Genomic DNA, 215 nt, shown 5'->3' on the forward strand with positions numbered 1-215 from the left:
TTGCTTTTTTGATAGTGTGTGCTCACTTAAAATTTAACGTTGGCGCTTTGTTTTGTTCAGTTTTCAAAGAGCAATTTGACTCTTATAAAGAATCAACTTTCTTATCATATCAAAGCCAAATCGGCTTGTCAAGTTTTTTTGGTGGAGCCTAGCGGGATCGAACCGCTGACCTCCTGCGTGCAAGGCAGGCGCTCTCCCAGCTGAGCTAAGGCCCC

General features: G+C 44.2%; 1 tRNA gene. It reads right to left on the reverse strand.

The features are described from left to right. Positions 1-139: 139 nt before the first annotated feature. Positions 140-215: transfer RNA gene (locus SB775_RS34655), tRNA-Ala, on the reverse strand.

The sequence above is a fragment of the Peribacillus sp. SIMBA_075 genome (assembly GCF_046534585.1).